Source organism: Acidaminobacter sp. (genome assembly GCF_030247605.1).
In the GTDB taxonomy this organism is placed as follows: Bacteria; Bacillota; Clostridia; order Peptostreptococcales; family Acidaminobacteraceae; genus Acidaminobacter.
Genome location: NZ_JAOTSB010000005.1, coordinates 19,793 through 46,583 on the forward strand (window position 1 = coordinate 19,793; position 26,791 = coordinate 46,583).

A 26,791-nucleotide genomic window follows, 5' to 3' on the forward strand; every position below is an offset into this window, starting at 1 on the left:
AGTAAATCATCAGTTGCGATACATGGTCTCCGTAAACAGGCGTTTGCGCCTCGTCGTTTTATATAAGACATCAAACAGATACCCTCTGTAAATCATTCCAAAACTGATTAATCCCGCCGAAACGACACTGAGCACCAACAAATTGAGCCAGCCAAGTCCGAGTGGCAGAAGCGCGCTGTCAATCAGCGCTCTGACCGCGAAGAGAAGGGCGAAGATCAACGCGTTGGGCACCAGCCAGCTAATGGCATTTTCTCTGGTAAACTCAACGGTTTTTACAAAGGTATCCGCCTCACTGAAATATTTCTGATAAATCATTTCAGGCAGCGGGTTCAATATGACAAAGGCAAAGAAGTAAATGGCCACCAGGACAAACCCGAGGCCCATGGCATTCAGAATTGGGGACAACAGAAGGCTCGCGCCGTAATTTGCCACCCATACCACAAAGAGGACCATATAGACCTTTCTAAAGTGTACGGTAAATCCATTTTTAAAATCGTCCACATCGAATTTACGCCGCGTGATGACCTGATGAATGATGTGGAGATAGTCGGAAATAATAGCTGCTTCCACGACAAAAATCAGAATGCCGCCCAAAAATCCCATCATGGCCGCGACGCTGCCTGCAACCATGGTCAATGCCATGTAGGGAATTGCCAGCAGAAAAATCAGCAAGTTGTTTTTAAACGCGCTGACGGCTTTCTTTAAAACAGAACGGTTCGTCAGTGCCAAGTCTTTCAGGATTTCCATAAAGTCACCTCAAGGCGCGCTTGCGCGTAATCGTAGTGCTCACTGACAGCAGAGCGCCGGGCAGTGTCCACCCAGCCTAACCATAATCCATGATCCGCACGGTCGAAGTCTCTTCGGCCCTCTAACCAGGCTGTCATGTCGATATCAAAAATCTGATAGCGGATGCGTTTAAGCAAAGTCTTCACAGGGACGTCAGGGTCAGACGCCCTCAAAGCTTCATGGATCGCGGCTTTGAGTTCAGGCGGCTCATCCGGTTCCCGCCCCTGTGGGTCGACCGCCCGGGCTGTAATGCGTCGCTTCGCCAGCGCGACTAGGCAGTCATAGTCCAGGAGGGTTTTGAATACAGGCATGTACCAGCTCTGAGCTTGCAAAAATGCCTCAAGGTGCCCGTAATGGGCTTCGCTCCGGTAAGCCTGCTGGTCATAGCCCTGGCTTTTGATAAACTCAGAAAACCCGAGGAAGAAGGCCGATGGTCGCTGTCCGCTCTTCTCCAGCGCAGCCTCAAGGGTCACTGAGAAGCCACCGGAATTATAAAAGAGGTCGACCAGCGCTTCAATCCGCTTCAAGCTGGTTATTTGCTCAAAGTTCATGTGAGCATTGCCGAGAACTTCATAAGGCGGGTGAGACTCCCTGACATATCCGAATTGATCTGCCTGCTCAGAGAGCGGCGATCCGGGAATCAGCTTCAGAAAACCCAGCTGTAAAGCATGAGGTCTTAAGTCGAATACCTCATCAAAGGATTTCAAAAACCGCTCATAGGTTTCGAAGGGCAGGCCCGCTATGAGATCCAAATGAAGGTGAATATTACCAAGGGCTTTCAGCCGCCTGCAGACTTCTGACGTCTTCCCAAAAGGAAGCGGCCGCATGACAGCGGTCATAGCCTCCTCACAGGTGGACTGCACGCCAATTTCAAATTGAAACTGACCCGGCCTCGCTTTTTCCAGCAGTTCAAAATCCTGCTCCCTGAGCAGTGCCGCGGTAATTTCAAAATGGAAGCCTGTGATCCCATTGTCATTTTCGATCAGAAACTTAAAAATTTCACGGGTTCGATCTGAATCCACATTAAAAGTGCGGTCTACAAATTTCACCTGCATGACTTCAGCTTTAATAAATCTGGCGAGGTCTTCCTTGACACGGTCCATGCTAAAAGTTCTGACCCCCGGTTCTCTGGAGGAAAGACAATAGGCGCAGCGGTACGGACAGCCCCTGGACGCTTCGTAATAGAGCATCCTGCCGGCGCCAAAGTCCTCTGCTTTATACGGGAAAGGGATTCTGTCCAGATCTGAGATCAAAGGGGCTTTCCCATGATTTAGAATTCCGGCGGCAGTCCGCTCTGTCAGACCCGAAATGGCATGCGCCGCTGTTTTCTTCAACTTACGTTCCAAATAAGCGCCCAAAATCTCTTCGCCTTCACCCGTGACAATGACGTCAATAAAATCATGATGCTCGAGGTAAGCCTCTGAATCGTAGGCGGATTCGGGACCACCAAATAAAATAATGGTTTCCGGCAGTACCTTTTTAAGTGAGGCCGCCAGTTTTAAGGTCGCTTCAACATTCCAGATGTAAACAGAAAAACAGAGTACATCCGGCTGGGTTTCAAACAAGGTTCTGAGAATGTGCTCATGGGGCTGGTTGATAGTGAATTCCAAAAGTCTGAGATTCAGAGGTGCCTCCCCCGGTCCCGCAAGGTTGGTGAGGACTGGAGCTGGGAGGGCGGGTTGGGAACCATCGGCAAAAGCACTTTCAGCTGTGGCGGCGGCATGGAGATTAAAGCGCCGCTCCAGCGCGGCCCGCAGGTAACGCAGGCTCAGGCTCATATGGGTATAGCGGGAGTTCAGAGTGGTCAGAACGACGTTCAAGGTGTGACCCCGCCTTTCGTTTGGATTGACTCTAGACTTGTGACAGCAAGGCTTCATACAGCGTTACATACTGCGCTGCTATGGTCTGCTCCTCAAATGCAGAGGTGGCTCTATGACGTGCGGCGGCTGCCATTGCCCGGTGGCGCTCAGGATTCGATAAAATGGCGACTGCGTCGGCAATCATCTTTGCCGTATCGCCCACTTCTGACAGGGCGCCGCTGACACCATCCTCAACGACTTCAGGGATTCCGCCGGTAATGCTTGCAATGACCGGAACCTCGCAGGCCATGGCTTCCAGTGCAGCCAGACCAAAGCTCTCCTTTTCGGAGGGCAGCAGAAAGAGGTCGGAGCAGGATAAAAGGGCGACGACATTGTCCTGTTTGCCCATAAAGTGGACACGGTCACGCAGATTGAAGCGGTCGGTCAGCTCGTAGGCAGTCCGCATCTCCGGACCGTCGCCGACCAGCATTAAATGAGCTGGACACTCGGCATTCACACCCCTGAAGATTTCCATGACATCCTGAATGCGCTTGACGGTCCTGAAATTCGAGATATGAATCAAGAGCTTCTGTCCCTCAGGGACTTTCAGGCGGGCGCGCGAGCAGAGCGCCGGCATTTTGCGGTACTGGGCGGTATTGACGAAATTGTGGATCATATGGATTGGCGCACTGATTGAGAGCGATTTGAGGGCGACCTGTTTCAGGTCTTCGGAGACCGCAGTCAGCGCGTCCATTTGATTAATGCTGAACTCAGTGATGTCTCTCAGGCTTTGGTCCTCTGCCATAATGGTCACATCCGTGCCATGGAGCGTGGTGACGGTTCTGACTTGATCTCCCAGCATCTGAGCTGCCATGTGAACCGCCATGGTATGGGGCACGGCGTAATGGGCATGGAGGATCTGAAGGCCTTCCCGGCGAGCGACTTCATAGATTTTATTGGCTAAGGCCAGGATATAGGGCGGATACTTGAACACCGGGTAATTGGAGACGTCCACTTCATGAAAGAAGATATTTTCATGGAATTCAATCAGCCTGAAGGGCTTGTCGTAGGTGATGAAGTGGACCTCATGGCCAAGATTTGCCAGATGGATGCCAAGTTCTGTAGCGACAACACCGCTGCCGCCGTAAGAAGGATAACAGACCATGCCAATTTTCAATTGCGACAACTCCTTTGGGCTGCTTCAGCCGAGCATGATAATCCGGTGATCCGGGTCGAGAGGCACCTCATTGATTAAGAAATCGATCAAGGTGCTGCCCTGCTCCGCATAATACTGTAGGATGGACAAAGTCCGTTCCTGAAGGTGTCCGCCCGGCATAAGCTGGGCTTCAATAGTGGTCAGATCCAGGGTAACCTGCCTGTGATTTCTTCGGTGAAAGCGGTGGGCTTTTTCTTTCAGATAGTTCATCTGCCCTTTGATGAGCCCAATATTCTTTTCGGACAATGACTCAAGGTCCGGGCTGATCTCCAGAACTTTTTGAAGAAGGGTTCTGTACTCATCCTCAAACTTTTCAATATAATTGTCAAACAGGGTGTCGATTCTGACCTCATCCCTAAGATCCAGGAGATGATCCCTTATGGCGCTGATGCCGCACATCAGAACATTTTCCGGGGACAGGTCATATTGGCTCAGCACCTCTGTGACATTTTTTTGAACCAGCGTAAAATTTTCTCTAGGATAAAAAACCGGCGCCTGTCTTCCAAAGACCTGGTAAACTTTGTCCAGTTGGGCATAATAGTTCAGTTCGCCCGGTCCTGCCACATAGGCCAGGGTCGGCAGCAGCACATCCTGGACCACAGGCCTGAGCACCACATTGGTGCTGAAGTCCTGAGGTCTTTGCGCAATGCGGTCCAGAAGTGCCTCTTTCGAATATCTGATCTGCTGACCTCCGTGCTCACAAAAGTAACCCTCTTGATCAATGCGAAGGGCCAGGCGCTCCTCATGCTCATAAATAAACAGTTGGAGGCCATGTGGGTCAAACTCGATTGCTCTCTGGAATCCTTGTTTTTCAACGATCTCGGTCTGATGCTGCAATGCGGCCGCGACTGCAGCCTGCTTCTCGACGGCCGTTTTGAAGAAATTGGTCTCAAGGGCTCTTAGCTCAGAAATCATAGGATCCAGCAAGACAAGGCCGTAATCATGAAACAAACGGCTCATGATGCGGCCAAACCAATTGCTGAGGGAATCCTTGTCAATAAAGGTCGTCGACAGAAGTGATTCGAAATGGTCAATGGATTCATTACCTGCAAAATCAGATAAAATTTGCTCGATCGAGTGCTTAACGCTGCTGTTGGTTTCCAGATGACCCACAGACATTTTCTTTAGATTGACCCGCTTCAGAGACTTACGGTCCGTCTTGTCGATCTCAACCTTTTTAAGTTTGCCGCCGGTTATATAGTGGGCAGCTTTAATTTCATGAAAATCATGATCTTCAGATGCAATCCAGAAGACCGGCACCACCGGCCTTCCTATTTCTGTCTCTAGTTTTTTAGCAAGCTTCAGTGTCGTGATGGCCTTGTAAACCGTGTAGAGGGCGCCGGTAAAAATGCCTGCCTGCTGCCCTGTCACAACAACGACAGTATCATTCTGCTTCAATCTTTCCAGATTCTGAAGCGTCTTTTCTGAGCAGCCGAGGCTTTGATTGTAAGCTTCCAGAGCCTCGCACAGAGCATCTCTGTCAATGGGCTGGTCCTCCAACTCTTTCAGCCGGTGCTGAAAGCTCTCGGGATCGCGAAAATTTTTGCCATAAAGGGACGCGACGGTGTCGTAGTGGTCAACATAAGCGCCGGCGAGCCCTTTGAAGATTTTAAATTGACTGGATTGTGCGTGCAGTTCCATAGAATACGTCCTTTTATTGTTGTGACCTGATTATTGACTATTTTCTGATGTAGCTTGATTATGTGACTATTTTCTGATGTAGCTTGATTATGTGACTATTTTCTGATGTGACTTGATTAGGTGTCTATTTTCTGTCGTAACTTAATGTCGTTTAATTAAGTTTGTCAGCTATCCATTATTATACCATAAACAAGCCGGTCAACGCGCCCTTAAGAGGGTGAGATTGACCGGCTTGCGCTCGAACTTTAATCTGGGTCTTCCTGACGGGTGCCTACATTTTTACAGGCGCTTTGAGGCTGATCAGGAACAGTGCATTTTTGATGGTTTGACGCGTCGCGTCGACCAGCGCCAGTCGCGCTGTTGACAGCACCTCATCCTCTGAAAGGATCGGATGGTCATGATAGAACCGGTTGAACTCCTGCGCCAGATTGACGACATAGCGGGTAATTAAGGATGGCTCATATTTCTCGGCGGCGTCGCTGACGATTTCCGGGAACTGACGGATCAGTTTGACAACCTCGCTGGTTGCCGCGTCAGACAGCTTGCTGAAGTCCACCGGCTGCTCAAGAAGCTGCGGTGCTGCTTTTCTCAGGACGCTGCAGGCACGGGCGTGGGTATACTGAACATACGGCCCGGTCTCCCCGTCAAAGGAAAGGGTTTTGTCAAGGCTGAAGGTGTAGTCCTTGATCCGGTTGTTTGAAAGCTCCTGGAACACGACCGCGCCAATACCGACTTGTGCCGCTACCTCGTCTTTGTGCTCGAGATTAGGGTTTTTGTCCGCAATGATTTCCTTTGTCTTCTCAACAGCTTTCTTCAAGACCTCTTCGAGGAAGACTACACGGCCTTTTCGCGTCGAAAGGGATCCCTCTTCCAGAGCCACGGTGCCAAATTCAACGTGGATACAGTCCTTCACCCAGTCGTAACCCATCAGCTCGACGACCTTCATCCACTGCTGGAAATGCAGCTTTTGAGGCGCGCCGACGACGTAGACATTCTTGTCAAAATTATAATGTTTCTTTCTGTAAAGCGCCGCCGTGATGTCGCGGGTCAGATACAGCGTGGAACCGTCTTTTTTGGTGATGAGCGCCGGCGGCATGCCATAAGGCTCCAGGTCGACGATCTCGGCGCCTTCAGAGACCTTCATGATGCCCTGTTGGCGCATTTCATCAAGAACGGCCGGCATCTTGTCAGAATAGAAGCTCTCGCCCGCGTAGGAATCAAAGTGGACGTCCAGCATGCCGTAGACGCGGCTGAACTCCTTCAGACTGATGTCCCTGAACCACTCCCAGAGGGCATAGGCTTCAGGGTCATTGTCCTCCAGACGCTTGAACCAGCTCCTCGCTTCGTCATCCAGGGCCGGGTTGTTCTCCGCCTCATCGTGGAACTTCACGTAGATCTTCAGGAGCTCCGGGATTGGGTCTGCTTCAATGGTGTCTTTGTCGCCCCATAGCTTGAACGCGACGATCAGCTTGCCAAACTGAGTGCCATAGTCTCCCAGGTGATTTATGCCGATGGTATTGTACCCCAAAAATTTATGGATCCTATAAAGGGAATTTCCAATCATTGTGCTGCGGATATGGCCCATATGGAATGGTTTCGCAATATTGGTGGACGAAAACTCAACTATGACGGTCTTACCATCGCCTTTTGTAGAGGAGCCGTAAAGATCCCCCAGTTCAAGAACGTCTTTCAGAACATCCTCAGCGAGCTGGGCTTTGTCCATGGTAAAGTTGACATAGGCGCTTGCCGCCTCAACTTTTTCATAGAGCGGATCTCCTGAAACTTTTTCTGCCAACTCTGCGGCGATCAGGTTTGGCGCCGTTTTCAACGCTTTCGCGTATCTAAAGCACGGAAACGCAAAATCGCCCATGTCCGTGTATTTGGGCAGCTCAATGAGCGCCATAATCTCTTCCTCTGTAGCGATTTCAAGATGTGGTGCCAGATGAGACGCAATAATTTTTCTGTAGTCCTTCACGTGATTCCCTCCAAGTAAGTTACATATTTTATGGTCATTCAACCGTTTTCTGTCATTGTCCTTCTGCTGCCCTTGGTTATTAATAGTGGACTTTGTTACTGATATTGGACTTTGTTACTTACTAGTACCCTTTGTTGCTGATAGTGCCCTTTGATGCCGCAAAATCAAAAACGCCTCTATCCAGGGATAGAGACGAATCAACCGCGTTACCACTCTAATTGACGTCCCGGGTGATTGGGATGTCCTCTCAGATCCTGTAATGGCGGATTCACCAGCGCGCTCAGCAACTGCTTGCCTGACGCACGTCTCCGGGGCGCGATTTCGCGGATTAGCCCATGTCATCCTCCCACCCTCGATGACTCGCTGAAAAAGACACAACCTGCTACTTTTCCCTTCACAGACACTTTAACCTTTGTATGTTCACTGCATTTGTTAATCAGTTTACCACAGCCGCTCATGAGAATCAAGGGATGCCCTTGATCCCGCTGTGTCTCTTTGTTATCATGGAGTTACTGTGAGGTGTCCGCCATGATTTTAGAGCAAACCAAGAAACCCCTGTTTTTGAGTCATATTCTGATTATTATAAATGTGGCTGTCTTTTTAGTAATGATGTTTTTTGATTCAAGTTTATCGACACTGACGCTGATTCGCTTTGGCGCCAAGATCAACTACCGGATTGCGGATCTGGAACTATACCGCTTAATCACGCCAATGTTCCTCCATGCCAACCTCCTGCACCTCGGCTTCAACAGCTATGCTCTTCACCTGTTTGGACGTGACACGGAGATGATTTTTGGCAGGACCCGCTTCCTGATCATTTACTTCGGCGCCGGCATAACCGGTACGGTTGGAAGTTTTCTCCTCAACGACAATATTTCTGTAGGCGCCTCAGGTGCCATCTTTGGCCTGATCGGGGCAAACCTGTATCTGTTCACATTGAATAAGGATGTTTACAGGAGAATCTTCGGGAATGACATATTCGTGCTGCTTGGCATCAACGTCGCCTATGGCTTTGTTAATCCCATGATTGACAATACAGCCCATCTGGCGGGTCTCCTGGGCGGTTTCCTGGCCGCGTGGTCCGTGGGTTACCGTTATCAGGTCAATTATACCTGGAAAAACTGGGGTGCCCGGCTCGCCCTCGTTTTGACAGTCGCGGCTTCACTTACTTTTGGTCTGCCAGCGTATAAGACCTCAGCAGAGTACTTCTACAAAAAAGGATACTTTTCTGCGGTAGACGGGCAGATTGCAACAGCCCTCGAAACCCTTAAAACCGGCGAGCAGCTTTTTCCTGAGGATGACCGCTTCCCCTCTCTCATTGCTGAAATTGAAAAGCTTATCCAGGAACTTAATTTGAACAGCAACTAATGGTATTTATATGAGAAACGAGTATGGGGACAGGCACTGATTTCAGATCAGTGTCTGTCCCCATTTTAAACTGAGTGTCTGACACCGTTTTAAGTTGAGTGACTGACACTCACTTGAAAACGGTGCCAGAGCTTCACACAATTCACTACAATTCAAAAAACCTCCGCAGGGTGAGTGAAAGCTCACACCGCGGAGGTTTTTTCCATGTAGTTAAAATAGTGCCTTCTCCGAAATCACACCTATTCCCTGATCTCTCAACACCCTCACCGTCAGCCCCATTCCCGGAATTTTTACGCCCGTAAACGTGCCATCATAGATCAGGCTGCTGCCGCAGGAAGGGCTGCCTTCTTTCAGGATCGCTGCCTCGAGCTTCAGCAACTTGAAAATCTCGAGGGTTTCCTCGGCGCCGCGCTGAAAGCTTTCCGTCACATCCAGACCGTCTTTAGTGATGACCCTGCCATTTAAAATCTCAGCAGGGGGCCGCGGCGTCGTCAGTCCGCCCAGCTGTTCCGGGCATACAGGGATCAGCGTGTATCTCTCCGCCAACCCTCTGACCGCCTCTGCCGCGTAATTGCTGGTCCCGTCATATTTACAGCGAACCCCCAAAAGGCACGCTGACACACCAATACGCGTCCCAGCCGGCAGTGTCTGCAAATCAAAATCCAGCTTAAGCGCCACCAATTTTCACCTCCGAAAAATCCGAAAATCCGACTAATCCACACCTACTTCAGCTCCAGCACCGTAACCCCTATGCCGCCTTCTCCGTAAGCCCCATCCCGCGCTGTCTTGACATGAGGATGATTCCTGAAATAAGGCTTAAGTCCGGCCTTGAGTGCCCCGGTACCAATCCCGTGAATAATCCTGACGGTCTTCAAATTGGCTAGGCAGGCATCATCCAGATATTTATCCAGCTCCGCCATAGCTTCCTCGACATTGAGGCCTCGAAGATCGATTTCCGTCCTGGCATTCAAGCTCTTTGTCTCAAATCCGCGGCCACCGCCTTTTGACTGGCGCTTAGCCGGTGTCACCTTTTCTTCGATCTTCTTAAGATTGCTGACATTGACACCAATTTTCATGATCCCGACCTGCACCATCAGATCCCCACCTGCATCCGGCAAGGTCACAACATTGCCCCGCTGATTCAGATGGACCAGCTGGACGAGATCCCCGAGCTTTAGATTTTTAGGCGGCTCCACCTCATAAAGATCCTCGAGCAGCGGCGTTTGAAGGTCATCCATGTTGGACTTCAGCTTGCGTCTGAGCTCCTCCACCCTGCGCAAGTGCTCTTTGGAAAGACCGCCGGAGATGTCGCGCAGTTCCTTCGCGAGAGCATCGGCTTCTTCCTTGGCTTCTCTTAAAAGCTTGCGCGCTTCTTCCTTCGCCTCGCGGATCAACCTGGCTCGTTGTTCAGCAATTTTTTCGTCCTTTTCTTCAAGGGACTTTCGCAGCTTTTCCGCTTCGATCCTCATTCGAACCGCCTCATCCCGCTCAGCTTCTGAGGTTTTTCGGTTGTACTCGATCTTCGCCAGCACATCTTCAAAAGCTATAGCGTTGGTCTCTATCCAGGTTTTCGCGCTTTCAATAATTTCTTTGCTGAGGCCCAGTTTCCGGGAAATTTCAAAGGCGTTGGACTTGCCAGGCACACCAATCAGCAGCTTGTAAGTCGGACTTAAAGTCTCAATATCAAACTCAACACTGGCGTTTTCAACCCCTTGGGTAACCAGCGCAAACTCTTTCAGCTCACTGTAGTGGGTCGTCGCCACGGTGGTGACTTTCCAGGCAAACAGCTTAGTCAGAATCGCCTTAGCTAGTGCCGCACCCTCCGTTGGGTCCGTGCCGGCGCCGAGCTCATCGAAGAGCACCAATGAATTGGCATCCACATGATTGAGGATATCCACAATATTCGTCATATGGGACGAGAAGGTGGAGAGGCTCTGCTCAATGGACTGCTCATCCCCAATATCGGCGAAAACCTGGTCGAAAACCGCAATTTTCGAACCGTAGTCCGCCGGAATGTGGAGGCCGCACTGGGTCATCAGCGTCAGCAGACCGACTGTCTTCAGCGTCACCGTTTTACCGCCGGTGTTCGGGCCGGTGATCAGGAGCGTCTTAAAATTCTCCCCGATCCAGAAATTCGTCGGTACGACCACTTTGGGATCAATCAAAGGGTGGCGCCCATTTTTCAGACGGATTTTACCCTCGCGGTTGAGTTCCGGCGAGGTCCCCTTCATCTTGTGGGCCAGCTTTCCCTTGGCCAGAATAAAGTCGAGTTGTACCAAGGTTTCCTGATTCGACAGCAGCGTATCTGCAACCTCAGCCACCTCAGCCGTGATTTCGGTAAGGATCCTGATGATTTCCTCCTGCTCCTTCAGCCTGAGTTCTTTCAAGCCGTTGTTGAGCTCAACGACCGCAAATGGCTCTATATACAGCGTCGAGCCGCTGCCGGACTGGTCGTGTACCAACCCTTTGATCATGTGTTTGTACTCATTTTTGACCGGTACCACGAAGCGGTCCTGGCGGATGGTCACCAGCGCATCCTGCAGGTACTTTTGGTTTGAAGTATCTCTAATAATGGAATCCAGCTTGTTTCGGATTGCCTGGTGCTTGTTCTCGATCTCCCTTCGAATCTTGCGCAGCTCATGGCTGGCGTTGTCAGAGACCAGATTTTCACCCAGGATGGCATTATTGATGGTGTCTTCGAGTGGTTTGACGGGCACGAGACCATCGGCCAAGCCCTTGAGAATAGGCATTTCACTGCCTTCACCGGCATTTTTCGTTATAAACTGCTTCACATTTCTGGCAGTTCTCAGCGTATCCGAAACCTCCATCAGCTGTCCGGGCGACAAAAACGACCCTATGGCTGAGATTTTCGCATGGGCCCTCAGATCGTGAACCGGACCAAAAGGCGGACTGGAATGGCGCATGATCAGCGCGCTCGCTTCGTCTGTTTCATTCAGCCTGTCGCGGACTTCGCCATAATCGCCGCTGGGCTCGAGGTCGAGCACCCTTTCCCGGGTCAACCCGCAGGAAACGAGCTCTGCCAGCATGGCTATGATTTTAGGCAGCTCAAGGACACGTATAGATCTGGGATTCATGGTGCAACCCTCCTGAATACTAATCTAAAATAATTCAAATTTACTATGCACAAGCATTTATAGAAGACACTGCCATGGGCCGACCTAATAAACCCCTCTGAAAAAGTGCCCGTGGGTTCTAGGAAACTCGGTACGAATAGGCGTCCGTTTGCCCTGAATCCGCTCTTGATGGGCCAGCACGAGGTCCATGATCTCGTCCGGCGACTCAATGGTAAAATGCAGCCTGTAACGGGTGACCCCCGCAGCGCTGAGCCTCTCAAGCTGATCCGACAAATCCAGCACGCGGCTGTTCAAGACCTCTGTCCAGCACGGCCCCGTTTTCACGACGGGAAAAATCGCCCCCGTCTTGTCCCGCAGACCGTAAGCCTTCCCGCTGCAAAGCGCGCAGCCTTGAGCCGGCCCCCCAAGCCCCGTGCGGATAGGACAGTGTGGCGTCACCATGACCGGCAGGTGCCCAAACCCTATGATTTCCAAGGCACCTAAGGCGTTTTTGCCGATGGTCTCTATACCTTCCACCGTCAGCTCCGGAGACAAGGTGACCACTTCAGCGCCCAGCCCCCTGACCACGCGCTCTGAGCCGGCATTCAACACATTAAGGCCATAATCTGCAGTCACATGTTCCGCAAACTGCTTCGCCCAGCCAATCAAGCCGGGGGAATTCACAACCATGCGCGCTGGCTTCAAACGACTGAGAATCTCAGCATTTTTTTCCACCATGCGGCTGGTGTTCGGCCTGGACCACTGCCACGAGAGACTCGCCTGGTAGCGCTGAGCCAGACTTTGAGCCTGTTCCAAATCACTCAGTGGCCCTCTGAAATAAACCTCTTTTAAACCGGCCTCCAGAGCCAAATGCAGTCTGCCCAGGTCGGGAACTGAAGCACAAAGGGTAATCGCAATCTCTCGCCTCTTGACCTCAGCTTCACTTGTGCCGGGTTCAGCGGTTCCGGGCTCGGTTTCAGTCTCGGTTTCACCCTGGTTTTTCGACTCTATAGCCGTTGCTTTTAATATCATTGTCGTTGTCGCCTCAAGTGCTGCAGACGTCGCCGGCACTTCTGCAATTTCTTCAGGTGTGTCGAATTCTGCCGCCTGCGACTTCTCAACCAGCACAGCCATGGACTGTGTGCGCGCCGCGTCCAATTGCTCCGCTGCCAGCCGCCTGGTTTCATTGATGACTTTAATTGGCAGCGTGGAGGTCTCGTCCAGCGACAACTCGAATTCAATGGCTTCATAAGCCGTGGTACCCAGCTTGGAGAGCTGCTCAAGCAGCCTCTCCCGATCCAGCGGCTTCTTAATGGCAGTTTCGGCCGGCATTTCGGAGACTGCACAGCCTTGATGCCCCTGAGTATCCGTCAGGCATACCTCCAGCGGCAAACCTGTCTTTAAGACCGCTGAGACCTTGACCGGGATTCGCCTGGCGCGCTCGTGAATCTCTGCCTGCAGACGGTCCATTTCCTTCTTGTCATAGGTCCGTCTCAGGAGGTCATCTTTATGACAGGCTGCTTTGTAATTGATTCTGACCTGAAGTCCTTTTACGGCAGTTTTGACTCTCTGCCCTTTATGGAGGATATACTCCACTCGGCAGCCGCTGCTTTCCTTGCCCCTGCGGATCTGGAGCTCGTCACCGACAGCGAGGTCTTCGAGGAGCTCGACCTCGACCTCCTCCGCCCGGGCGTCAAAACGATTCACTCTTGCCACCGGGAGGCCTTGGTTGCCTGGAATTTCAGCGCTCAAAAAGCTGTCGCCGCGCTCCCCCAGGACCCAGCCTTTGGTAAATCCACGGTTAAAAATCTTCTCCAGACTTCTGTCCGTCTCTTCAATTTCCTGAGCGCTAAAGGCTACGCCCTTCAAATGACGGTCTATGGCTGTCCTGTAGGCTTTGACGGTCTGATAGACGAATTCCGGCCCTTTCATGCGGCCTTCAATTTTCAGCGAGGTCACGCCGGCATCCATTATGTCGCCTATGTGATCCAGCGTATTCAGGTCCTTTGGACTGAGACGGTATATGCCGGTGTTGCCGCCGACACTCTCCTCGGTCTCCAGATCAATCAAATCATAAGCCTGACGGCAGGACTGGGCACACTGTCCTCGATTGCCGCTGCGGCCCCCAATCATGCTGCTCATGTAGCACTGGCCCGATACGCTCACACACAGCGCGCCATGGACGAAGAGCTCCAGCTCCGCGTCCGTCTGATCATATATAGTCCGCACTTCCTCAAGACGCATTTCACGGGGCAGGACAACGCGTTTGACCCCCAGCGCTGTAAGCGCCTTGACGTCCTCAACGTTTTGCGCCGCCATTTGCGTGGAGGCGTGGATTTCCATTTGTGGATAACGGCTTCTGGCCCATTCCAGTACCCCAAAATCCTGGACAATCCAAGCGTCCAGACCTATTACGGCCATCCTGTCCAGAAAGGCCTCCAGGGCATTTCTTTCATGGTCATAGACCAAGGTATTGACGGTCAGGTAAACACGGACGCCAAGCAAATGCGCATCCCGCACCGCTTCTGACAGAGAGGCGTCGTCAAAGTTCGCAGCGCTGTGACGAGCGCCAAAGGCGTCTCCGCCCAGATATATGGCATCCGCGCCTGCTTTGAGCGCTGCTTCAAAAGACGCCCTGCTCCCGGCTGGCGCCAGTAATTCAAATTTGGACATAGTGGTCCCCTTCTCTCAAGTGGTGTTATGAGTAAATTGAATTCAGTGAAACTCGGGGTTGATAGGCTTAAGCCGCTGACACCGAGTTTCATTGAGAAAGAAACTTGGTGTCTGACACCGAGTTTCTCTTTTCCCGTATCATAAAAAAGTGGCGGAAACAGTCCCGCCACTTCATTGTATCAGCCTTCCTGAAAACTGTCGAGAAAATCGACGAGTTCCCGTTCCTTCAGCGCTAACTGCTCAGAAAGCTCCGCTTTCTCGGATTCCAGAACAATAACTTTGCTCTCCCGCTCGCTGATCGTACGGCTTTGTTCTTCAATTTTCAGCTTCAATGCCACAATAGTCTTGTCGTGTTCTCTGGCACTCTGTGACAACTTGTCAAAATCCGTAGCCAGCCGCTCATATTCAAGGCTTTTCAGCTCGTAATTCCTGTGCAGAGCGTCAATTTTATCCTGAACTTCCTGCTGATTGATTGTAGGGTCCTGAATCCGCTTTTCAAGTTCCTCATTTCGCATAACGATCTTGAGATACTCATCTGTGGCGTTGAGGGCCGTCAGCACGGCGATCATGGAGGTGCTGAGTTTCTTGTTGGCAGAAGCAATTTCCTTCATTTTGTCGTCCACGACATTGGCCACGCGCTGCATATATTCCCTGGTATCTTCACTGACCAATGTATATTCGTGTCCCATGATGCGGACGACGACTTTATTTTTGTCCGGCATTTCATCCGACCCCTTTCCTGCTGTGCGTTATAACTCCGGTGTATTGAATAGGTCCACTCCGGAAGCGTCGACGAGCGCACTGCGCACGTCGACGCTTCCGGAGTCATTCGAATTATCTATTCGATACCCATTTCAAATTCCCTTCAACCTCATACAAGAAAGTATAAATAATTATCTTTATCTCAGCTTCGCGCCAACCGCTGTGGAAAGTGCTGCCAGCTGTGCCTCAAAGACCTTGCTGACCTCAGCATCCGTTAAAGTTCTGTCCCCTGCTCTGTATACCAGCGCATAGGCCATGGACTTGTGTCCTGCTTCAATCTGCTTGCCTTTATAGACGTCAAACAGCGCGACGCTCTCCAGAATCTTTCCGCCGTTTTGCTTCAGGATCTCCAGCATCTCCGCGTTGGTCACCTCATCCCGGACGAGGACAGCCAGATCTCTGGACATAGCCGGGAACTTAGGCAGCGGATTATATTTTCGGTCGAGGTTCGATTTTTCTATCATCCAGGCCAGCTCGAGCTCTGCCAGATAAGCCTTGCCTTCAAAGCCAAAGGCTTCGACGACCTTAGGATGCACTTCGCCCACTGTGCCAAGGCAGCAGTCGCCGTGGAAGACCTGGGCACAGCGGCCCGGGTGATAACTTGTGTGGGTCGTCATTGGACGCCACTCGACGCCCTGAATGCCATAAAGATCCAAAAGATTCTCCACACTGCCTTTCAAGGTGAAGAAGGATTCTGTCGGTCCAAAAGCCCCCATGACCAGGGTTTGGCGCTCTTCAGGAAGCTCCTGCAGCGGCAGAGACGCCGCAATAAAGCGGTACCCAATCTCAAAAGACCGCACTGCAGGCAGACGGCGGTTGAAGTTCCTCGCCAATACCTCAAGCTGGTTCGCCGCCAGCGTTGTTCTCATGACGCTGTACTCTTCCCCAAGCGGATTGATCAGCCTGATCTGCAGCCGCTCAGGCGCGTCTTCAGGGAGATTCAGCCAGTCCGGCTGGGATGGGCTGACAAAGGAATAAGTCGACGTTTCATTGTAGCCGTCCGCTGTGAGCTGAGCCCGCGCAGCCGCCACGAGAGTCTGATTATAATTCAGTCCACCTGTTGACGCGTCGTGAGGCAGTGTCGTGTCGACGACGTCATACCCATACATTCTGGCGACTTCCTCTACCAGATCGATTTCCTTTTCAAGGTCCAGACGGTGCGCAGGCACCTGGCAGCGCAGCAGGCCATTCTCCAGCGTGCACACGATTTCAAGACGCTCCAGATAGCCTTTGATGGCCTCTTCAGAGAGCTTTGTGCCGATGATCGCGTTGATCCGCGCCGGACGCGCCACAATCTCTTTACCTTCGAGTGGCTTTGGATAGACGTCAATGACACCGCCGACGACATCCCCGGCATCGAGCTGATGGATCAATTGAACCACCCGGTCGACAACCGGCATGACATGACAGTGGGCCACGCCTTTTTCAAAGCGCGCCGACGCCTCGGTACGCAGTCCAAGGGCCTTGGAGCTGCGGCGTATATTCGTCTTGTCAAAGGAGGCGACTTCGATCAGAATATTTTTAGTGTGATCCGTGATCTCCGTATTTTCCCCGCCCATGATGCCCGCAAGTCCAACCGGATGCGTCGCGTCAGCGATGACCAGCGTCTCGTGGTCCAGAGTTCTTTCAACGCTGTCCAGCGTCACGATCTTCTCACCTTCATGGGCTCTGCGGACAATGATCTTGCCGCCGCCAAGGGTATCGGAATCAAAGGCGTGGATTGGCTGGCCATACTCCAGCATCACATAGTTCGTGATGTCGACAATATTGTTGATCGGGCGAACGCCCGCCTTCATCAATCTGAGCTGCATCCACATAGGGGATGGCGCGATCCGGACACTGCGAACCACTTTGGCCGCGTAACGCGGGCAAAGGTCCGCGTCCAGGATTTCCACAGACGCGACCTCGTTGATGTCTCCTTTCTCCGGAACATCGACTCGTGCAATGTCACGCTTCGGACGCTCAAAAGTCGCAGCCGCTTCACGGGCGATCCCAAGCATACTGAGGCAGTCCGGGCGGTTAGGCGTGATTTCAAATTCAACGACCTGATCCGCGAACTCCGGCACCGCTTCCTGGAGAGGCGCGCCAAGGGGGAGCGGTCCGTCGAGGATATAGATACCATCGGCAAATTTCTTTGGAATGACGTTATCCGCAAAGCCGAGCTCTTCCAAGGAACAGAGCATGCCATCCGAGTCAATGCCTCTGAGCTTGCTCTTCTTGATCTTGACGCCGCCGCAGATCCAGGAGTTATGGACCGCCACGGGAATATAGGCGCCCTCAAAGCAGTTATCAGCGCCTGTGACAATCTGTGTCACGCGCTCGCCAATGTCCACCTGCATGACCCAAAGCTTGTCCGCTTCAGGGTGGCGCTTAACTTCAGTAATTTTACCAATCACAATATTTTTGATGCCCTGGCAGACTTCGGAAATCGCTTCAGTCTTGGAGCCGGACATGACCATACGGTCTTCAAAATGGGTCAGTGAGAGATCCTCGATCTCCACATAATCTTTTAACCACGCTATAGGTACCAGCATTATCTTCTCGCCCTCCTAAAACTGTTCAATGAAACGCATGTCATTTTCAAACATCAGACGGATGTCGTCAATCTCAAGTCTCAGCATGGTCACTCGGTCAAGACCCATGCCAAAGGCAAAGCCCTTGTACTTTTCAGAGTCAATGCCGCACTCTTCAAGAACGTTTGGATGCACCATGCCGCAGCCCAGGATTTCGATCCAGCCGCTGCCCTTGCAGACCCGGCAGCCCTTGCCGCCGCATTTGAAGCAGGTGACGTCCACTTCGGCACTAGGCTCTGTGAACGGGAAGTAGTGCGGGCGGAACTTCGTCTTGGTTTGTTCGCCAAACATGCGCTTGGCGAAGACATCCAGAGTGCCCTTCAGATCAGCCATGGTGATGTTCTCATCCACCACCAGGCCCTCGACCTGGTGAAACATTGGGGAATGCGTGGCGTCCAGCTCGTCGAAGCGGAAGCAGCGGCCCGGCGAAATGACTTTGATGGGCGGTTTGCTTGCTTTCATAGTTCTGACCTGAACCGGAGACGTCTGTGTTCTGAGGAGGATCTCCTCAGTGATGTAGAACGTATCCGAGAGACTCCTGGACGGGTGATCCGCCGGAGAATTCAGCGCGTCAAAGTTATTGTAAACCGTATCGACTTCGGGACCCTCAGCGACCTTGAAGCCCATACCTATAAAGATGTCCTGAATCTCATTCATAACCACCGTCAGCGGGTGCAGATGCCCGCGTTTTTTCGCCACACCGGGAAGGGTCACGTCGATCTGCTCCTGAATCAGCCTGTCATTGAGAGCACTCGCTGACTTAACCTCTTTCGCCGACTCAAGTGCCGCTTCAATAGCCTCTCTGGCCTCATTGATGATGCGGCCCATCTCCGGCCGGTCTTCAGGCGCCACCGCGCCCATGGATCTCAGCAGCGTTGTCACCTCGCCCTTTTTCCCGAGGTATTTGACGCGCAGGGCTTCAATCGCCGTCAAATCCGCGGCGCCATTAATCTCGGACAGGGCCTGCGTCAACATGCTCTGAACATTGTCTTTCATGAGTACATCTCCTCTCAGTTTTCATCTTCATGCCAGTGCGGTTTTTTGCCGATGGTCATCTCACCCGCACCCCCACCAGCCATCACTTGATGTTCCGGTTAAATTGGATGTTTTTGGACAAATAAAAAAATCCCCATCCCAAAGGGACGAAGATTATACTCCGTGGTACCACCCAATTGACGCGGCGACATAATCGCTTTGCCACTCATTGACAGTCCTTAACGCGGACAGGACGTTTTCAGCTACTAAAATTTTCACCAAAAAAGCTCAGGAGTGAACTTCATCCAAATCAAACCAAAAGGCTCCCACCATTCCTTTTTCGCTGAAGATCTGAGCTATGGACTACTCTCTCCGTCATTGCTTGCTTCATTTCAATTGTAAATACTATAGCATAATGAAATGCCAGGATGCAAGAGTTACTTTTCCCCTTGACAACGCTGTGCTGCGCTTTTCAGACGTTTCACGAGTTCCGTCGTTGGCGTGTGGCTTCGAAAAGAATTACCCCCGCTGCAATAGCTGCGTTTAGGCTCTCCGCGCCGCCGCGGATTGGAATCCTGAGGCGCTGTGTCGCCAAAGCCTGAATCTCTTCAGAGATTCCCTCTGCTTCGTTGCCAATGACCAATACTGTAGGCTTTGTCCAGTCGTAAAGGGCGTAATCCTCTGAATCCTCGAGGACCGCCACTGCAATCTCAAAGCCTTTTGACCGAAAATCCACCAGCGCCTGCGCAAAATCCGGACACTGAACTAAAGGCACATCAAAGATAGAACCCATTGTCGAGCGCACGACCTTTTCGTTGAACGGCTCCACACAGCCTTTAGAAAGAAGAACCCCCTCCACGCCCGCCGCATCAGAGGTCCTGAGGATTGTCCCGAGATTGCCAGGGTCGCGGACTTGATCCAGAGCCAGAAACAAACTGCCTTCCAGCGGCCGGGGCGCAAGCTCCGGCATTTCTGCGACACCGAGACAGCCCTGTGAATGGACAGTTTCAGACAAGACTTCAAACAATTCGCCTTCGAGAATGGTCACATTTATGCCCTGGCTTTCAGCTTCCTGCGATAGATGAATAAACTCAATGCGATCTGCTTCCCTCTGGTCCAGGATCAAATCGCGGAGCGGCCATCCCCGGGCCATCACATGGCGCACTAAACGGACACCTTCAATCAGAAACAGCCCTTGCTGAGTACGGTGCTTTTTAGTAAGTAAATTCTTATACCCTTTGTAGATTTCATTTTGTGAAGATGATATGTGCTTCATTAATCAGTACTCCCTTCAGGTCAGGGTTGGCGCCAGCAGACCATCGGCATAAACATGCAAACGCGGGGCAGCAGGACTGCTTATGACTTGTCGATCCGGTTCAAATCATCATTGTGACCAATAACGACCAATACATCCCCTTCGCGAATCACTTCGTCCGGGCCCACAGCGACTTTGATGTCAAACCCCTGCTTGACCGCCATGACGTTGATCCCGTATCTGGCCCGCAGGTTCAGCTGCCTGAGGTTCTTCCCAATCCAGTGATCCAGCGCCACAATTTCGACAATACTGTAATCCGGCGCCAGCTCGATATAATCCAAAATATTGTCAGACACCAGATTTTTCGCTATTTTGATGCCCATTTCCCGCTCAGGGAAGACCACGCGATCCGCGCCCGTCTTGTATAAAACCTTTCCGTGCAGCTCGTTCTGGGCTTTGGAGATCACGTATTTGACCCCCAGCTCTTTACACATGAGCGTGATCAGAATGGAGGACTGAATGTCGGATCCAATCGTAACCACCGCGACGTCAAAATTCCTGATGCCGAGGGAACGGATGGTCTGCTCATCCGTGGCGTCCGCTTGGACCGCATAAGTGACAGACTCCGAAATTGTCTGAATAATTTCCTCGTTCTTATCAACCACCATGACTTCTTCACCGAGCTCGGTGAGCTTCATGGCAACACTGCTTCCAAACCGGCCGCAGCCGATGACAACAAATTGTTTTTTCAAATGAAGGCCTCCTCATTAATCAACCAACGTTGACTTTGCTCTCAGGATAACGCACAAGCGCCCGGTTCATGGATTGGCGTCTAGCCAGAGCCATAACCAAGGTCATTGGACCCAGTCGTCCAAAGAACATGGTCACAGCAAGCACGAGCTTGCTGCTGTCATTCAGCAAAGGCGTTATACCCGTACTCAGACCCACTGTGCCAAAGGCAGAAACCGTTTCAAACAAGAGCGCCATAAATTCAAATTCTCTCTCATTGAAAGACAAAATCATGGTGACAATGATCACAAGCGCCAGCGCCAGCGACATCAAAGCAAGGGCTCGGCTGATGTAAACCTGGGAAACCCGCCGCTTGAACATGACGGTCTCTTCATAACCGCTTATGACAGATCCAATGTTGAACAGGATCAGACCAAAGGTCGTCGTCTTGATTCCGCCCGCTGTCGAAGCCGGGCAACCGCCTATGAACATCAGTACAATGGTCATTAGAAGCGAACTCATGGTCAGCTTATCGATAGCCAGCGTATTGAAGCCGGCTGTTCTTGGCGTCACGGACTGAAACATGGCTGCCATCCACTTTTCGAGCATACTGAGATTTCCGAGAGTATCCGGATTGCTGTACTCAACAAAAAAGAAAAATAGTGTGCCGATGGCGATCAATGCCGCCGTCACCGTCACCGCCAATTTCGTATTCAGATTCAAAGTCTTGAAATTTCTTTTCAGGACAAGGTCTGACAATACAGTAAAGCCGAGTCCCCCGGTCACAATCAAGCCCATGATGGTAAAGTTGACCACCGGATCTGTCACGTAAGCCGTCAGGCTATTGAAATTCCCCATTAAATCAAAGCCTGCGTTGCAAAAGGCCGAAACCGAATGAAATATAGAAAGGAAAGCCCCCTGTCCCATCCCGAATTCAGGGACAAATTTCGTTGACAAAATTAAGGCCCCGAGGGCTTCAATTGAGAAAGTCATGATTAAAACATTTCTGGTGACGCGGACGACACCTGAAATATTCTGATGGCTGAGCGCCTCCTGCATGACCAGCCTGCTTTTCAAAGAAATCTTTTTGCCAACGACCAGCGCGAACATGGTCGCCATAGTCATAAATCCAAGGCCGCCAATCTGAATCAGCACCAGGATGACCAATTGGCCAAAAAGCGTCCAGTGCGTCGCGGTATCCACCACGACGAGTCCTGTGACACACACCGCCGAAGTCGCTGTAAAGAACGCGTTAATAAATCCAACGCTTTCAAAAGACTTAGACGCAAGTGGGAGATCGAGAAGGAGTGCCCCCAGCAGGATGACGCCACTGAACCCTAAAGCCAGCACCTGGGCTGGATTCAGGTTAATCATTTTATCATTTTGCACGCGCTTTGCGTATCCAAGCCATGTTTTCATGGACTCACCTCATTCGACACTCAAACTAAAAGCATTATAGCATACTTTTATTATGGGAAGAAGGTATCAGCGGCGTATGCCTATTGCGACTTATACCTATTGCGGCTTATGCCTATTGACCCCCGCTTCCTTCCATTTTCATCCACCATAACAAAAGCCACCGCGCAAACGCAGTGGCTTTTGGTCCAACTGTCTGCTGATGCAGACAGTTTGTCTTTTTAATTCTAACTTCAGCCGCGAAAATTACTTCGCGAGGCTTGCTTTCGCAGTCTCAACCAGCTTAGCGAAGCCAGCCGGATCATGGATTGCCATTTCAGAAAGCATCTTGCGGTTGATCTGAATGTTGGCAACTTTAAGACCGTTCATGAATCTGCTGTAGCTCATGCCGCTGAGGCGAGTAGCTGCATTGATACGAGCGATCCAAAGTTTTCTGAAATCTCTCTTGCGGTTCTTTCTTCCAACATAAGAAGAACGAAGGGAACGCATCATTGCAGGATTAGCAGCTCTGAAGACTTTGCTCTTTTGGCCGTAGAAACCCTTGGTCAGTTTGAGAACTTTTTTATGTTTTTTCTTGGCGTTTAACGCCTTTTTAACTCTAGCCATTATTTAAATCCTCCTGATCTTAAGAATAAGGCAACAGCGTTTTAATACGCTTCATGTCGCTTTTGGAAACCATGGTTGCTTTTCTGAGATTACGCTTTCTCTTAGGCGTCTTCTTAGTCAGGATATGGCTCGTGTGTGAATGGGACCGCTTCAGTCCACCGCTACCAGTTACTTTAACGCGCTTTGCCAAGCCTCTGTGTGTCTTCATCTTTGGCATGCTCGTTTCCTCCCTTCAAATCAACAAATTATTTTTTAGGTGTAAATATCGCTACGAGAGTACGTCCCTCGAGGGACGGCTTCTTCTCGATATCTCCGCTGTCAGCAATCATTTCAGCAAAGTGTTTGATGACGGCTTCTCCAAGGTGTGCATGCCCCATTTCACGGCCGCGGAATCTGAGTGAAACCTTGACCTTGTCGCCCTTTTGAAGGAACTTTTCAGCGTTCTTGGCTTTTGTTTCGAGGTCGTGCTCCTCGATGTTAAGGCCAAGTCTAACCTCTTTAATTTCTACCGTCTTTTGCTTTTTGCGTGCTTCTTTGTCGCGCTTTGACATTTCGTACTTGTGTTTGCCATAGTCCATGATTCTGCAGACTGGCGGTACAGCTTGCGGCGCAATCTTGACCAGATCGAGCTTTTTCTCGGCTGCCAGTTCCAAGGCTTCCTTGGCGGACATTATGCCGAACTGTTCCCCATCCTCACCGATAACTCGGAGCTCGCGGTCACGTATGGCTTCATTGATCTCAGTCTTTTTGTTAATGTTCCTCGCACCTCCTGAAAAAATAAAGCGGGTTTCCAAGTAAGAAACCCGCTTAAAAGACAAGAATCATCCAGGCCCAACTTGAGCCCAAACGTCAACTGTGTGTCTTTTATGAACCCAGGCGTGCCAATGCAGCCGGGTGAGAAGCGAGCTTCTTCTTGATTAACAACAGTCGTATCATATCACGTCCTATGGGGACGTGTCAAGCACGATTAATAGAATTTTCTTTCCGAAACCTCAGCCGCCACCAAATCAGCGAAATCAGTGACACTGAAGACGCCAAGCTCGCCGCGGTCTCTGGAGCGGACAGAAAGATTTCCATCTTCAACCTCTTTATCACCGACGACCAGCATATAAGGGACTTTTTCAAGCTGAGCTTCGCGGATCTTGTAGCCGACCTTCTCACTTCGGTCATCCAGCTCAACTCTGAGGCCTTTCGCCTTCAGAGTCTTCATGATGGATTCCCCGTATTCCGCGTGACGTGACGCAACCGGAAGGATTTTGACATGAACCGGAGAGAGCCATGTAGGGAACTTGCCCGCGAAGTGCTCGATCAAAATGCCCATGAAGCGTTCAATAGACCCGTAAACGACACGGTGGATCATGACTGGTCTGTGACGCTCGCCGTCTCTGCCAATATACGTCAGATCAAAGCGCTGCGGCATCTGCATGTCCAGCTGGATCGTGCCGCACTGCCACGTTCTGCCAATGCAGTCCTCAAGATGGAAGTCAATTTTTGGGCCGTAGAAAGCGCCATCTCCCGGATTGAGCTTGTATTTCATGCCCGCTTCTTCAAGCGCTGCCTTGAGCGCCGTCTCCGCATAGTCCCATTCCTCTTCCGAACCCATTGAATCCTCCGGCCGCGTGGAAAGTTCTACGTGGTATTTGAAGCCAAACTGCGTATACACCTCATCGACGAGATGCGCGACATTTTTAATTTCATCCTTGATTTGCTCAGGCAGCATGTAGATGTGCGCGTCGTCCTGGGTGAACGCTCTAACGCGCATCAGCCCGTGAAGGGCTCCGGAAAGCTCGTGTCTGTGAACACGGCCTACCTCACCCACGCGGAGTGGAAAATCCTTGTAGGAGCGCATTTCCGTTTTGTAAACGAGCATGCTGCCCGGGCAGTTCATAGGCTTAACCGCGAAATCCTCTTCATCAATAGTCAGCGTATACATGTTGTCGCGATAATGGTACCAGTGTCCCGAAGTCTCCCAGAGGTGGTGGTTCAGCATGATTGGCGTCTCAATCTCCACATAGCCGGCGCGGTCGTGGACATCTCTCCAGTATTTCATCAGTTCGTTCTTGACAACCATGCCCTTTGGCAGGATGAACGGGAAGCCTGGTCCTTCCTCAAGCAGGGCGAACAGTTTGAGTTCTTTTCCGAGCTTGCGGTGGTCGCGTTTCTTCGCTTCTTCGAGGCGAGTGATGTACTCTTCGAGCTGGCTGGCTTTAGGGAAAGACGTCCCATACACGCGCTGCAGCATCTTGCGGCTGGAATCCCCGCGCCAGTAAGCGCCTGCGACACTCAGGACTTTAATGGCCTTGACTCTGTCCGTAGCAGGAACGTGAGGACCGGCGCACAGGTCAACAAACTCACCCTGTTTGTAGAAGGAGATGATTTCGTCTTCAGGAAGGTCCCGGATCAGCTCCACCTTGTACGGCTCGCCCTTTTCCTCCATATACTTGACCGCTTCATCCCTGGGAAGCTCAAATCGTTCAATCTCATAGGCTTCCTTGACAATTTTCTTCATTTCCTCTTCAATCAGCGCAAAATCCTCTTCCGTAAAAACGTGCTCGGAATCGAAATCATAGTAGAATCCGTTGTCAATGGCAGGTCCTATAGCGAGCTGAGTTCCAGGGAACAATCTCTGAACCGCCTGGGCTAAAATGTGGGAGGACGTATGACGGAATGCGTCTTCGCCATCCTCTTCCTCAAATTTCAAGATCTCAATTTCTGCGTCTTCCTCAAGCTTGTAAAACATGTCGACCACGTTGCCGTTAACAGTGCCCACCAAGCCTTCCTTTGCCAGGCGGCCGCTGATTTCCTTAGCGACTTCAAACAGCGTCGTCCCTTGTTCAACTTCACGGACTGAGCCGTCCTTAAGCGTCAATTTAACTTTTGCCATTTTTGTTACCTCCTTCAAGATTTCAAATAAATTCATAAGAAAATTTTAGCCGATGGTATTCAATCCCCAAACCCCAAGCGATTTACTTTTAGTCGCGAAGTTTCAAAATTTTGTAAATAAAAAAACTCCGGTCGCATGGAAAGATGATTGAAAACAAACATCAGTCATGGGACGAGAGTTACTCGCGGTTCCACCCAAGTTGCCCGCATACAGCAAGACGGGCCAGCTCGATCTGCCTTAACGCGGCATACGCCATCTTTTCGGTTCTGGAAACGACCTAATTGGACGGTGCTCGGAAGTTAGTGTTCCCTGACAGTCCTGCCCGCGAATGCTCACAGCCAAGGCATCCGCTCTCTGAAGGGGTCCTGAAAAGTACTCGTCTTCCTCATCGCAACCTGATTTTCTTATCTAATGTTACGCCTGTTGAGAAGTGTTGTCAAGACAAAGTTGTCTACAAGACAAACAGAACCAGACTTCCCTGGAGCAGACCTATGACAAAGCCTATCACACCGCCAAGCCATTCGATATGACGGAGTTCTTTGCTGGCGACATCAAAGACGATCGCTTCTATCTTTCTAAAATCAAAGTCGTTTATTTTTTCTTCAACCAGCGTCCCGATACTGACTTTTTCTGCGGCACGGTGTACCACCTGTTCGCTGATTTCGGTAATGGCCGCGTCAGCGTTCTCATCAATGGCTTCCTCAATATACTTAAAAATCATGCCTCTGAAAGCGCCTGGAATAATGGACGGCATTTTTTGTTCCGCAATCTGTGTCACTCTAGTTTTCACCATCCGGACGATTTCTTCTTTATCCAGATCTTCAATCATTTTATCTACTATTTCCTCAACGGTGACCAGTTCGCGTTCCACTGTCTGACCTACATTGCGGGCAATTTCGTGGCGTCGCTTCGGCATCAGCCCCTGGAAGGTCAAAGGAAGAAGCGGGACTTTATAGGGTTCATAAGGTCTGAACAAGAGTTTGATGGCAAGCCAGTTCGTAGCCCACCCAATTAACGCGCCAATCAGCGCCATTATGGCCAATTTCAATATCATGACAA

The 26,791-nt window shown here is 51.0% G+C and carries 20 protein-coding genes and 1 other annotated feature; of the genes, 1 reads left to right on the forward strand and 19 read right to left on the reverse strand.

Annotated features, from left to right (window positions below):
* Nucleotides 1-9 precede the first annotated feature (9 nt).
* The 5 genes from OEL90_RS03720 to argS all read right to left on the reverse strand — a co-directional run bounded on the left by OEL90_RS03720 (nt 10) and on the right by argS (nt 7,417).
* Nucleotides 10-747, reverse strand: coding sequence for a hypothetical protein (locus OEL90_RS03720; protein ID WP_291404451.1), 738 nt, complete (start codon nt 745-747; stop codon nt 10-12).
* Nucleotides 735-2,606: a B12-binding domain-containing radical SAM protein gene (locus tag OEL90_RS03725; protein WP_300687165.1), complete on the reverse strand. Its 1,872-nt coding sequence runs from the start codon at nt 2,604-2,606 to the stop codon at nt 735-737. Before OEL90_RS03725 ends, OEL90_RS03720 begins: the two co-directional genes overlap by 13 nt.
* A 31-nt stretch (nt 2,607-2,637) precedes the next feature.
* Nucleotides 2,638-3,762, reverse strand: a complete 1,125-nt coding sequence (gene bshA / locus OEL90_RS03730) for an N-acetyl-alpha-D-glucosaminyl L-malate synthase BshA (protein ID WP_300687167.1) — start codon at nt 3,760-3,762, stop codon at nt 2,638-2,640.
* A gap of 24 nt (nt 3,763-3,786) precedes the next feature.
* Nucleotides 3,787-5,442: a bacillithiol biosynthesis cysteine-adding enzyme BshC gene (bshC, locus tag OEL90_RS03735; protein WP_300687168.1), complete on the reverse strand. Its 1,656-nt coding sequence runs from the start codon at nt 5,440-5,442 to the stop codon at nt 3,787-3,789.
* A 271-nt stretch (nt 5,443-5,713) separates the two neighbouring features.
* Nucleotides 5,714-7,417 (reverse strand): arginine--tRNA ligase, encoded by a 1,704-nt coding sequence (argS, locus tag OEL90_RS03740; RefSeq protein WP_300687170.1) that lies wholly within the window; start codon nt 7,415-7,417, stop codon nt 5,714-5,716.
* 528 nt (nt 7,418-7,945) lie between these two features.
* On the opposite strand from argS, the gene OEL90_RS03745 reads away from it, so the two are divergent.
* On the forward strand, nt 7,946-8,785 hold the full coding sequence (locus OEL90_RS03745) for a rhomboid family intramembrane serine protease (RefSeq protein WP_300687172.1): 840 nt from the start codon (nt 7,946-7,948) through the stop codon (nt 8,783-8,785).
* A gap of 210 nt (nt 8,786-8,995) precedes the next feature.
* Here the strand turns inward: OEL90_RS03745 and OEL90_RS03750 are convergent, their stop codons facing one another.
* From OEL90_RS03750 to OEL90_RS03815, 14 genes are all read right to left on the reverse strand, one after another.
* On the reverse strand, nt 8,996-9,463 hold the full coding sequence (locus OEL90_RS03750; RefSeq protein ID WP_291403256.1) for a DUF523 domain-containing protein: 468 nt from the start codon (nt 9,461-9,463) through the stop codon (nt 8,996-8,998).
* A 44-nt stretch (nt 9,464-9,507) separates the two neighbouring features.
* A complete protein-coding gene (locus OEL90_RS03755; RefSeq protein ID WP_300687175.1) occupies nt 9,508-11,880 on the reverse strand; it encodes an endonuclease MutS2 in 2,373 nt (790 codons plus the stop codon).
* Nucleotides 11,881-11,964: 84 nt separating this feature from the next.
* Nucleotides 11,965-14,532 carry a U32 family peptidase gene (locus OEL90_RS03760; protein WP_300687176.1) on the reverse strand — a complete coding sequence of 856 codons (2,568 nt, stop codon included), beginning with the start codon at nt 14,530-14,532 and terminating at the stop codon, nt 11,965-11,967.
* Nucleotides 14,533-14,711: 179 nt separating this feature from the next.
* Nucleotides 14,712-15,254 (reverse strand): cell division protein ZapA, encoded by a 543-nt coding sequence (gene zapA, locus OEL90_RS03765; protein ID WP_291403251.1) that lies wholly within the window; start codon nt 15,252-15,254, stop codon nt 14,712-14,714.
* A 177-nt stretch (nt 15,255-15,431) separates the two neighbouring features.
* Nucleotides 15,432-17,828 (reverse strand): phenylalanine--tRNA ligase subunit beta, encoded by a 2,397-nt coding sequence (pheT, locus tag OEL90_RS03770; protein ID WP_300687178.1) that lies wholly within the window; start codon nt 17,826-17,828, stop codon nt 15,432-15,434.
* Nucleotides 17,829-17,843: 15 nt separating this feature from the next.
* Nucleotides 17,844-18,863: a phenylalanine--tRNA ligase subunit alpha gene (gene pheS, locus OEL90_RS03775; protein WP_300687180.1), complete on the reverse strand. Its 1,020-nt coding sequence runs from the start codon at nt 18,861-18,863 to the stop codon at nt 17,844-17,846.
* Nucleotides 18,864-19,002: 139 nt separating this feature from the next.
* Nucleotides 19,003-19,230: a binding site (T-box leader), on the reverse strand.
* Between the two features lie 93 nt (nt 19,231-19,323).
* Nucleotides 19,324-20,118, reverse strand: coding sequence for a TrmH family RNA methyltransferase (locus OEL90_RS03780; protein WP_291403245.1), 795 nt, complete (start codon nt 20,116-20,118; stop codon nt 19,324-19,326).
* Between the two features lie 80 nt (nt 20,119-20,198).
* On the reverse strand, nt 20,199-20,849 hold the full coding sequence (locus OEL90_RS03785) for a potassium channel family protein (protein ID WP_291403243.1): 651 nt from the start codon (nt 20,847-20,849) through the stop codon (nt 20,199-20,201).
* 19 nt (nt 20,850-20,868) lie between these two features.
* Nucleotides 20,869-22,245: a TrkH family potassium uptake protein gene (locus OEL90_RS03790; protein ID WP_300687183.1), complete on the reverse strand. Its 1,377-nt coding sequence runs from the start codon at nt 22,243-22,245 to the stop codon at nt 20,869-20,871.
* A gap of 243 nt (nt 22,246-22,488) precedes the next feature.
* Nucleotides 22,489-22,848 carry a 50S ribosomal protein L20 gene (gene rplT, locus OEL90_RS03795; protein WP_291403239.1) on the reverse strand — a complete coding sequence of 120 codons (360 nt, stop codon included), beginning with the start codon at nt 22,846-22,848 and terminating at the stop codon, nt 22,489-22,491.
* A 19-nt stretch (nt 22,849-22,867) separates the two neighbouring features.
* Nucleotides 22,868-23,065: a 50S ribosomal protein L35 gene (gene rpmI, locus OEL90_RS03800; RefSeq protein ID WP_291403237.1), complete on the reverse strand. Its 198-nt coding sequence runs from the start codon at nt 23,063-23,065 to the stop codon at nt 22,868-22,870.
* A 28-nt stretch (nt 23,066-23,093) separates the two neighbouring features.
* The gene (infC, locus tag OEL90_RS03805; protein ID WP_307730836.1) at nt 23,094-23,642 is read right to left on the reverse strand and encodes a translation initiation factor IF-3; all 549 of its coding nucleotides are present in this window, start codon (nt 23,640-23,642) and stop codon (nt 23,094-23,096) included.
* 173 nt (nt 23,643-23,815) lie between these two features.
* Nucleotides 23,816-25,732 (reverse strand): threonine--tRNA ligase, encoded by a 1,917-nt coding sequence (thrS, locus tag OEL90_RS03810; protein WP_291403235.1) that lies wholly within the window; start codon nt 25,730-25,732, stop codon nt 23,816-23,818.
* A gap of 451 nt (nt 25,733-26,183) precedes the next feature.
* Nucleotides 26,184-26,786, reverse strand: a complete 603-nt coding sequence (locus OEL90_RS03815; RefSeq protein ID WP_291403233.1) for a DUF445 domain-containing protein — start codon at nt 26,784-26,786, stop codon at nt 26,184-26,186.
* Nucleotides 26,787-26,791 lie beyond the last annotated feature (5 nt).